Genomic DNA, 8,233 nt, shown 5'->3' with positions numbered 1-8,233 from the left:
AATTGTCATTCATATCACTTTTTTCTAAACTCATCAATTATAAGGTCATCACAACTAATTGAATCATTTTTTATTTGTGCTTTTTTATTTCCGCTACCAGTTCTTCATACTTACGTTCGTCAATAATATATTTCCGTTTAATCAGTATATAAGCAGCTCCTATAGAAATTACCGGAACAGCTACAATTCCAAGACGCAATATAAATCTTTGTCCGGCATCTGCTGTCTGAATAAATTTATCTGCCTGTACAATTACATTTTCCGAAGTAAGTTCTCCTGTACCAGCTTTTATTTCTAATCCGGATATTTTCTGACTGATTGCATAAATATTGCTTATAATCAGTATTAACGCAACAACCGCCTGATCAACTGCACTTGCCAGCTTTGTTGCAAAAGATCTTACTGCTGAGATAATACTGTCATGTCGTTCATGAAACCGGACTTCATCATACTCTATGGTATTATTTAACATGACAATCATCGTCATATTGAATGCCCCCTGCGAAAAGAAGATTAGAAAACCGATGATATTCAGTAAAACAACACTTTTTGGTACAATGTAGCCTACACTCATAAAAAGTATATACCCAATGACTGTAATGCTGGTAGCTGCAGTTATAATCTGATTTCGTGTGAATTTTGAGGAAAGCCACGCAAAAGATGCCTCTGATATCAGCGTTCCTAATCCATACATAATTGTAAACCAAAATACAAGACTGCCACCTACAGAATATCCAAATTCAAAATAAAAGAAATTCATTCCAATCATAATCAGAAGACCATTTCCGATTTGGAATAATAAACATGCAATTCCAATCACTATCAACTGATCATTTCTCAGGAATATATGAAACATATCTTTTAATGACAGTGTTCTCTTCTTTTCCGGTCGTTTTCTCTCTTTTACTCCAAACACTGTAAGTAGCTGGAAACCAATAAAACAAAAAGCAATCACAATCGCAGCCGTCCGATATGCCATAATCGCATTTCCAGCTACCATATCAGGGAGCAGACCTGCAACAGAAAACTGTCCGATACAGATAAAAATTCCCTGTACGGTTACCAGCCAGTTCCGTTCTCCCGGATCTGATGTAAGACTCGGCAGCATTCCCCAATAGGCAATATCATTCATTGTGTAAGTCATTCCCCATAAAAGATATCCCACTCCAAAAAATGCAACAAATCCCCATCCTTCCGGCCTTACTGTAAACAAGCAGATAATTATCAGGCTGTTTAAAATTACTCCTATAAAAATCCACGGTTTAAATTTTCCGGCTTTCAAATGCGAATTTTCAATAATAATTCCCATCATTGGATCATTAATGGCATCCCACAGCAGACACACTACCATAATTGCTGATATTACTGCATATTGGGCAACTGTCAGTTTCATCGTATATTGAATATATGTAAGAAGAAACATAGAGACAAGTGCATACGCCATATCTCTTCCGGTTGCTCCTATACAATAGCTCCATTTTGTGCGTTTATCCAATTTATTGTTTTCCATATACGACTTCCCCCTCTCTCTATTTCTTCAGCAGTCTTTTTAAAGCCTGCAGATATTTTTTATTTGCATTGTAAACTAACATATCGATTAACTTCGGAGTTGCAATTCCACCACTGGTTGCAATCAGTCCTTCCAGATTTCCTTCTTCGACTCCCATTTTTACCATTTTAAAGGCCGGGTCCCGCTCTGATTTTCCCCGAAGTATAATCTTAAGTCCAATATGTACGACTCCACGAACAATTTTTCCAAACATTGAGACATTTACCACATCCTGATAGGAATCGTAAACCGTATACTCTCCACGCTTTTTTTCTTTGTCATGTTTCGGTTCACCGCCTAATAGCTGATAAAATTGTTCTGCACTGATTTCCATTCCATGTGGCTGCTCTCTAAAATAATCCGGAAACAGTTCTCTTTCATTTCTAAAATAACTATTTCCTACTACTTCCATATTCGCCTTTAATTGCAAATCATGTACCGATGCTCCGATACAGATCTGATATTTGCCGCTTAACATGGAAAAGGCTTTTTTCTCTACATCATAGACGGAAAAACTTCTTTCATCCAGCTCTAGTATAACTTCTTTTTCTTCACCCGGATGCAGATATATTTTTTGAAATCCCTTTAGTTCTATATGGCTTCTGATAACATCTGATTCAATCGGGCAGATATATAACTGTGCTATTTCTGCTCCACTCACTTTTCCGATATTTTTAATTTTAAAACGAATTTGTATCTTTCCACCACTATATACTTCCGGTACATTCAATTCCGAATAGGAAAAAGAAGTATAGGAAAGTCCATAACCAAACGGATATTTTACCGGAACATGGAATGTCTCATAGTAACGATAACCTACAAAAATGCTTTCCCTGTATTCTACATCATCATTCGGAGGTGCAAAATATCTCCATGCCGGAGTATCTTTTTCTGAAAGCGGAATTGTCTCTGCCAATTTACCGGATGGATTCACCTCTCCACTAATTAAGTCAGCAACAGATTCCCCTACAGCCTGTCCTCCGAGGTACATGTGAAGAATTGCTCCTACATTCTTTTCAAAACTAAAATCCATAGGCGCACCACCGAAACTAATTGCTGCAATATGATTTTTTCCGACAGTTTCTGCAATTTCAGCCAACAGCTCTTCCTGATTTTGAGGGATTTTAAGATTTTTCCTGTCGTATCCTTCTCCTTCATAAGATTCTGTAAGACCGATAAAATATAGAATCACACAATCCTTTTTTCTATATTCCTGTTTCAGTTTTTCTATCGTATCCTGTAGTTGCTTTTCTCCTAATTCCTCCGTTTCATTCTGATATCCCTGTATATAAGTTACCTGATATCCTTTTTCACGTATTGCTTCAATCGCATTTGTCATCTTCGTCGGCTGGATATGACTGCTCCCACCTCCCTGAAACCGCATCTGCCTGGCAAGCTCTCCAATAATGATTACCTTCTTCTCTTTTCCAATTGGCAAAACACTATTATTTTTCAAAAGTACTGCACTTTCATTTTCCAGTTTACGTGCCACCTGATTCTGTTCTTCCATATCTACCTCATAATTTTCTTCTATATTTTTATGAAGTGATACAAAATTCTGCAGAACATTCTTAGTCCAGTTATCCAGTTCCTGATCCGTAATCCGGCCATCCTTATACGCTTCTTTTAACACATCTGTGTGGAAGCCTTTCGGATCTGGCATTTCCAGTGTCAGACCATTTTTCATACAGCTTACAATATCATTTGCTGCTCCCCAATCCGACACCACACCACCTTGATATTTCCATTCTTTTCTCAGAACATCTGTCAGTAAGTATTTATTTCTTGCTCCAAATTCGCCATTAATCCTGTTGTATGAAGCCATTACAGAAGTCGGTTTTGCTTTTTTCACAACTTCTTCAAAAGCCGACAGATATATTTCCCTAAGAGTTCTTTCATCAATCTGACTATTGGATGTCATTCGTCTTGTTTCCTGTGAATTAACAGCATAATGCTTTAAACTCGTACCTATTCCAAGGCTCTGTACACCTTCGATATATCCCGTTGCCAGCTTTCCTGTCAAATACGGATCTTCACTGAAATATTCAAAATTTCTTCCGCATAAAGGAGAACGCTTGATATTGATTCCGCAGCCTAGCACAATGGATATCTGCTCTTTTTTTGCTTCTTTCGCAATCGCTTCACCCATCTTTTTAACAATAGCAGGATTCCAACTGCAGGCTATTGCACTTGCAGTTGGAAAACAGGTTGCTGGCTTACTGGTTTCAATATCCCCAATCTTTTCCTGTTCCAGTTTTCGAATCCCATGTGGTCCGTCTGTCATCATAATAGAGGGGATTTTCCCATTACAGTCATAAGTATGCCAGTCACCAACACCGCCTAAAAGCCGGATTTTTTCATCTATTGTTAACTGTTCACATATTTTATCAATGTTCATGGCTTATCCCCTCTTTCAAAGTCCATATCTAATGCCAATATTCTGTCGAAGTTGTTATCCATTGTGATTCATCTCTGCTTGGATATGTATCTGAGTATTTTTCTGCACGTTCTATCATTCTGATATACGCTTCAGCCGAATTAAATGTTGCATTAATATCCACAATATTGCTATTGGTTGACATCTTTTTCCAGAAATCTGGTACTAAACCATAATGTGCAACACCACGATCACCGTTAACATCAAATGTGACATTTCCTGTAGTTTGTTTATTAACCTTTGCTGTTACTCCATCCGCATAAATTCCCGGATATAAATCTGTAAAAGTGTCATAATCAACTGTATCGAAACTTTCTTGTACTTTATCAAAGTTCGGTAACATGCATGCACCATTAACATCGCTTCCATACGGTATTCCAAGAATCATGTCATCTGACTCATCATCGTTCATGTTATACCATGTAGTCGGCACTTCGTATGGTCCGTCATATTTAAAGTAATTTTGATTATCCAATATTCCTGTAGTCGGTGTTTCTGAATTATTACTCAGTTCTATCATATATTCCAGATAATCCGTTGCACATCTCTGATGTCCTGTTGTTGTTTCCCACATCATAGGTGATATAATTCCACCAAGCTGATATATTTTTATCATACGTGGAATATCCAATTGTTCCCATGCCTCATCTTCTGGATTAAACATATCCAAAATTCTTGTATGAGAACATATAATTCCCGGATATTTTTCTTCCCATAAGATATCCAAGGTATCATTTAAGGACTTGTCACTCATGTGATCAAGTTCTATAATCATGTGTCTGTTTATCATCTGATGAATCATCCATTTTCCAGTCTCTGTAAGTCCCTCAACATTGGCATGTCCCTGTGCATCTTCTGGAAGATCTGCTTTCGGCTGTTTGTAGAATACTCTTGGATTGGTGCTTACCTCTGGTTGATAAAAATCTGATGTTTTCAGGTAATTCATAATACTGAATATTTCCCCCTGATATAACTGACATCCTCCGAAACCGTTATTCAATGCATGTATCATATAAAAACTTCTTATTCCCAGATCATATACTTCATCCAATTGCTTTTCTATATTTTCCAGACCTGTGTTCATTTCTTCTTCTGTGATTTCTCCAGCATTATATTTTCCAACAAAATCCGTATCTGCACCAAAAATTGTGTCTACTTCAATTCCTAAGAATACAGCCATTTTGCCCTGACTGATCACATCTCTTGCCTGTTCGGATGATGTTACAATTCTAAACCATCCTTCATTCGGTCCACCACACTGTGCATCTATATAATCCTGCATTTTATATACATACTCTATTTCCTGTCGGATTGCGTCCATATCATTTGTTACGCCATTTTTATAAGGCGGAAGTACATTGGTAACTTTTCCTAATATTTCATTATTTACGCACTGATGTACCAGCACTCTTTGCCCCGCCAGATAGGAACGCTCCAGCCATTTATAGTATGTCTGTTCGTGGTTTGTAGAATAACTTGTAGGCCAGTAACTAAAATTTGGATATCCCGATGTATTATGTGTCGTTGCACCATCTACTGCTTTTCCCCAAATATCATACGCTCCATTTACTCCATGCAGATCCGTACAATCATTGAGTGCATCTGCAATTCCCAGGGGACTAAATGCATCTCCATTAAATACAACTTCTCCTGATCCTTTGTTATGACACAAATGTGCATGAGTATCTGCTGTTCCGATAATGTTTTCACCACTTGACGGTCTCGCCATCACGTTCGATGTCGTTATTGGATTCCCATCCCCGTCATAAAAATCAATATTTATATCGGCTTCCGGAAACGGATTATTTCCTTCTGTAAGTTCCAGTTCAAACCGGCATGTATCATCCACATTGTCTTTCCAAACCAGTGAAGTTCCCTTAATTCCAACATATTTCTTTTTAACATAAGAATAAAAAGAAAAGGAATTATCTTCATACTGCTCTACTTTAAATCGCGTCTTATCTGACAATGTCTTATTTCGGACAATTGCATTAAAAGTGTTATATGTGAGATACTTGCTATCCTGATCAAAAAGAATATATTCTCCCAAGTCAGATGCTTTAAAGTAGAATGTCATTCCACTATCGGCTGTATCTGCCTGAGCTTCATATCCTGCTTTATTTCCAAGCAAGTATTTCCCATTACTGATAGACTTGATTTTAAAATAATGATTGGCCAGTGAATAAATACTTTGTTCCGAAGAACTTTCTGTCTCTGCTGTTGCTGCATAACAATTACTTGGATATGCAAAACCACCAACAGAAGTTCCAACTAACAGCATTGCCAGTAAAAAAATTACTTCTTTTCGTTTCATAGCATCTATCTCCTCTCTCTTAATCTCTTAATTGCATTTTATCTATTTCCGGCATATAATTATATTGATTTATCGTGTTTTATGTCAATTTATCGTGTTTTTGACAGGAGGAATTACCTATGTATAAAATGAAGTCAGACATCAATTTTTCACTCACACATGAAATGTTGGAAAATGCAGAAAATGAACGGATACATACATCTTATGCACAGGAAAAAGCAATTCTCGAATGTGTTTCAAACGGAGATATTCACGCATTGGAGAATACCTATTATTCACTCCCAACAACTGTTTACGGAAAGATGACCTCTTCCAATTCCAAATTAAAATTACTTTTTTATGCAAGTATTGCTAATACAACTTTAGTTACCAGATATGCCATCGAAGGAGGACTTAATGAGGAAACTGCTTTTTCCTTAAGTGATGTATATATACGAAAAATGGAACAATGTACCGATGTTGACGCTTTAATGAAATTAAATGAACAGATGGCTATTGAATTTACGCTTCGTGTTGCTGAAGCAAAAAAGACGCCAAAAAACTACTATTCACCAGCTATTTCTCGCGTCATTGATTATATCTATCATGGTAAAAATAAAACTTTAACCTTAAATCAACTGGCATCTTTAGTTAATTTAACACCTAAATATCTGTCTGCCCTGTTCCATAAAGAAACCGGACAGACGCTTACTGTTTTTATCCATAAAGTTCTTATTGAAAAAGCACAGAATTTACTGGCACATTCCGACTATAGTCTGGGTGAAATCAGTACTTACTTGAATTTTTCATCTCAAAGTTATTTTATTTCTATTTTTAAGAGATACACTGGTATAACTCCCGGACAATATCGTAAAATGCATCGCCAGATTAGTTGGTAAAATAGAAAATAAAATAAGAATATCGATGATTAAACGTTACTATCGCCAGAACTTTTCTCGTCTTGAAGATAAAAGAAAGCTACCAGTTTTTCCTCTGATAGCTTTCCATTCATTCTTGTTCTGTTGGGAACATCGCTGCTTCCAGCTTATTCATCTCTGTATCCGAAAGACCATATTTTCCTGAATTATCTTTTTCCACGGATACTTTTACAGTAACAGTTTTTCCATAACTGTTCTTTTCAAGACTCTTCTGGACACTTTCTGTTAATACGGCTGCAAAGACTTCCGGAGCATTTCCATCCAATCCCTGCTTTATTTTTTCGTTGCTTACCTCTGTAGAGCTTTGTTGCAATGTCTGAAATACATTGGATGGTTCAACTTGTACACTTACTGTATAAACTCCATCCTCTTCTTTCACATCCTGTACTTTGTATTTTGCCAGTTTCTTTACTTCTGTCAGTTTTTCCGTATAATCAGCAATTCCTTTATCCGTAATGTTATCGGAATCATCAAATTGCTTTTGGATGCTCTCATTAAAATCCTCTTCGATTTCTTTGCATCTTTTTCCGAGAGTTCTAACAGATTCGCATAGTCCTTATATTCTCCATGATAGTATGCATCAAGAGAACTTTGGGCGTAAGATTTGGCATCGAAGTCTGGTTGTTTAGAGCACGCACTAATCCCAATACTTAACATTATCGTTCCCAAAATCATTAGATACTTTTGTAAGTTTTTCATCCTGTTATCCTCATACTTTTACTTTACAAAAAAATCCACAAATTTTCCGGCCTTTGATGGTAGTTTAAATTTATATTCTTGTCCTTCATACTTGAAAGAAAACTTTCCACCAAATAATCCGGCTTTTCCTTGGATATTTTTCATATTTGGAATATAAATTTTTGCTAATTGTTTGCCATAAGAATTATCAATATTGGCTCGGTGAATATATAAAATATCTTCATATACACTCAGCAATACTAATCCCTTAACGCTCCCAATAAGACCACCTATTTTATTGCTAAGTGATGCATAAATGTAATTATTTTTTTTCATCT

At 36.5% G+C, this 8,233-nt stretch carries 6 protein-coding genes; 1 reads left to right on the top strand and 5 read right to left on the bottom strand.

What is annotated here, in order from left to right:
• Window positions 1-70 precede the first annotated feature (70 nt).
• Genes DW059_RS14400 through DW059_RS14390 form a run of 3 tightly spaced genes read right to left on the bottom strand, consistent with a single transcriptional unit; the run spans window position 71 to window position 6,300 of the window.
• A complete protein-coding gene (locus DW059_RS14400; protein ID WP_117699254.1) occupies window positions 71-1,510 on the bottom strand; it encodes an MFS transporter in 1,440 nt (479 codons plus the stop codon).
• A gap of 19 nt (window positions 1,511-1,529) precedes the next feature.
• Complete coding sequence (locus tag DW059_RS14395) at window positions 1,530-3,947, bottom strand: glycoside hydrolase family 3 C-terminal domain-containing protein (RefSeq protein ID WP_117699253.1); 2,418 nt, start codon at window positions 3,945-3,947, stop codon at window positions 1,530-1,532.
• A gap of 28 nt (window positions 3,948-3,975) precedes the next feature.
• A complete protein-coding gene (locus DW059_RS14390; RefSeq protein ID WP_117699252.1) occupies window positions 3,976-6,300 on the bottom strand; it encodes a hypothetical protein in 2,325 nt (774 codons plus the stop codon).
• 119 nt (window positions 6,301-6,419) lie between these two features.
• Between DW059_RS14390 and DW059_RS14385 the strand changes: the two genes are divergently transcribed.
• Window positions 6,420-7,178 carry a helix-turn-helix domain-containing protein gene (locus DW059_RS14385; RefSeq protein ID WP_117699251.1) on the top strand — a complete coding sequence of 253 codons (759 nt, stop codon included), beginning with the start codon at window positions 6,420-6,422 and terminating at the stop codon, window positions 7,176-7,178.
• Between the two features lie 109 nt (window positions 7,179-7,287).
• Here the strand turns inward: DW059_RS14385 and DW059_RS16610 are convergent, their stop codons facing one another.
• Together DW059_RS16610 and DW059_RS15985 are read right to left on the bottom strand one after the other, a co-directional pair.
• Window positions 7,288-7,596 carry a hypothetical protein gene (locus tag DW059_RS16610; RefSeq protein WP_242986303.1) on the bottom strand — a complete coding sequence of 103 codons (309 nt, stop codon included), beginning with the start codon at window positions 7,594-7,596 and terminating at the stop codon, window positions 7,288-7,290.
• A gap of 338 nt (window positions 7,597-7,934) precedes the next feature.
• A partial coding sequence (locus tag DW059_RS15985; protein ID WP_158552134.1) for a hypothetical protein occupies window positions 7,935-8,233 on the bottom strand: 299 nt, incomplete at its 5' end.

This window comes from Roseburia sp. AF42-8 (assembly GCF_003435965.1).
GTDB lineage: Bacteria > Bacillota > Clostridia > Lachnospirales > Lachnospiraceae > Roseburia_C > Roseburia_C amylophila.
The sequence above is the reverse complement of the archived record's forward strand: the minus strand, read 5'-3'. Positions and strand labels throughout refer to the sequence as shown.